Origin of the sequence: Sulfurimonas sp. (assembly GCF_026991475.1) — a bacterium.
GTDB lineage: Bacteria > Campylobacterota > Campylobacteria > Campylobacterales > Sulfurimonadaceae > Sulfurimonas.
On record NZ_JALXBK010000030.1, the window covers coordinates 1 to 2,241 of the forward strand.

Sequence of the window (2,241 nt, forward strand, 5' to 3'; positions counted from 1 at the left end):
AATAAAGCTTTCATACCAAAAATGGGTGTTATTAAGATGCCAAATGGTATGGGTTTTACAATGCCAGGTTGGAATTTAGATGCAGCTGAACGAGGACTTGATAAAAAACTTGTATTAGAGCGTAATATGGGTTTAATGTTCTCTGGGCGTGATATTGGTTTTGGCAATAATGGAAAAGTGAGTGGTTTTGAAATGGGACACGAACATGCTTGGAAAGGTTTTGGTTATGATGTAATGATTGCTAACCAAGCTGGACGAAGTGCTGCTGTTACAAATGCAAAAGAGGGTAATGGAAACTCTTATGCAATCCGTGGAATGTTTGACTGGACAGAACTTTTACATGTAGAAGCATCTTATGCACTCTCAGAAAATGCAGGAGGGATTAAAGGACAAACAACTTATAAATATGACCCTACTACAGGAACAGTTCCTGGAACTATACTTACCAAAGACACAGAAGACTACTCTCTTTATACACTTGGTTTTGATTCAAGTTTTATGAATGGAGCAAATGTAAAAGCTGAATATATTAGTGCACATAATATTAAAGGTAAAAAAGATTATGATGAAAACACACTCACTGCAAGTGCACAGTATGCTATCAACGACACTTTTGAGCCAACCATCAAACATATTCAAGCTTCTGCTGCAAAAGGAACTGGAGCTTCTACTTACAATTTAGGAAATACCTATGTAGGTGTAAATATCTATTTGAACCCATTTAACAACAAAATGGATAGAAATTCTAAAAGAAATCGTAATGCACACAAACTTGTACTCAACTATATCATAGCTTCTGGTGATAAAGACAAATTTGCTGGTCTAGGTGGATATAAAGACAATGCATGGATTATGCAATGGCAAGTAAAATTTTAAAATCAAATTTTTAAACATAAGGATTGCGCTTTGAAGTCACTTTTACTAATTATTTTACTTGTAAACTCTCTTTTCTCCTTTGACTATAAACTTCACCCAAAAGAGGTCAGTAAAAATATTTACTGCTTCTTTGGATTAGCTCAAGTGATGGATAAGCGTAACAATGGAAACATGTCTAACTCATGTTTTGTTAATATGGGGACCAGCTATCTTGTAATAGATAGTGGTCCTACATTCCAGTATGCCACGCAAGCATATGCACAAATGCAAAAAATCAAAAAACTTCGAGTCTCTTATGTTATAAACAGTCATGTTCATGATGACCACTGGTTAGGCAATGGTTTTTATAAAAAGCAGGGTGCACAGATTATTGGTCCGAGTAACTTTAAAGATCTTCCAAAAGCCAAAATCACACGAATGCAAAAAAGAATCTCTGAAAAAGCCTTTCAAGGCACAAGGCAAGTTTACCCTACGATTTTCGTTGATGGCAACAAAACACTACAGATAAATGGAGAAAAAGTTTTTATAAAGAGTGTAAACCATAAAGCACATACAGCAGATGATCTTTTCGTTTACATTCCAAGCCAAAAAGTCGTTTTTGCAGGAGATTTGGTTTTTAATGCAAGACTCCCCTCTTTGAGAGATGGAAACATTAACGGTTGGCTCACAGCACTCCAAGAGTTACGAAAAATGGATGTCAAATATATCATCGGAGGTCATGGAGAAGTTACAGATAAACGCAGCATAGATTTTACCTACAACTATCTTAACAAACTCAAACGCAGCCTTGTCAAACTCATTGATGATGGAGTAGGTATTGCAGATGCAGTAAACAGAGTTACGATGAAAGAGTATAAAGATGTACCTTTTTACAACTCTATCCATAGACAAAATGTAGAGAGTGCATATAGAACATTGGAGTGGGAAGATGAATAAAATAGTTTTAGTTTTACTAGCGAGTGCCCTGTCACTCTTTGCCTTAGAGTTTCACAACTATGAGGATGCACTTAAAATGCAAAAAAAGAGCGGCAAGATTATTATGATAGATGTTGTAAGAAGTGACTGTCACTACTGCCATAAGATGGATGCGCAAGTATTTAACGATGCTCAAATGTCCAAATGGATTGAACAGAAGTTCATCCCTGTCAAACTTGACTTAGACTTTGATGATCTTCCTCTGGGCATCAAAGTACACTTTACCCCAACTTTCTTTTTTGTTAACAAAGAACAGAAAATCGTAAAGACAATTCCTGGTTCTTGGAACATCCAAGATTTTAAAGATTTAAGCAAAAATATAAAATAAAGGCGCAAAGTATGAAAAAGTTTACACTCATTTTACTTAGCTTTTGTATTCTCTTATTTGCA

Annotated in this window: 3 protein-coding genes; all 3 read left to right on the forward strand. The window is 35.4% G+C overall.

Going from position 1 to position 2,241, the window contains the following annotated elements; all coding sequences use genetic code 11:
- Positions 1-876 (forward strand): hypothetical protein (locus MV589_RS02210; RefSeq protein WP_297431615.1); only part of this gene is annotated, 876 nt, incomplete at its 5' end.
- Positions 877-906: 30 nt separating this feature from the next.
- Complete coding sequence (locus tag MV589_RS02215; RefSeq protein ID WP_297431616.1) at positions 907-1,812, forward strand: MBL fold metallo-hydrolase; 906 nt, start codon at positions 907-909, stop codon at positions 1,810-1,812.
- Complete coding sequence (locus MV589_RS02220) at positions 1,805-2,179, forward strand: thioredoxin family protein (RefSeq protein WP_297431619.1); 375 nt, start codon at positions 1,805-1,807, stop codon at positions 2,177-2,179. The genes MV589_RS02215 and MV589_RS02220 overlap by 8 nt, the downstream gene beginning before the upstream one ends.
- Positions 2,180-2,241: the final 62 nt, after the last annotated feature.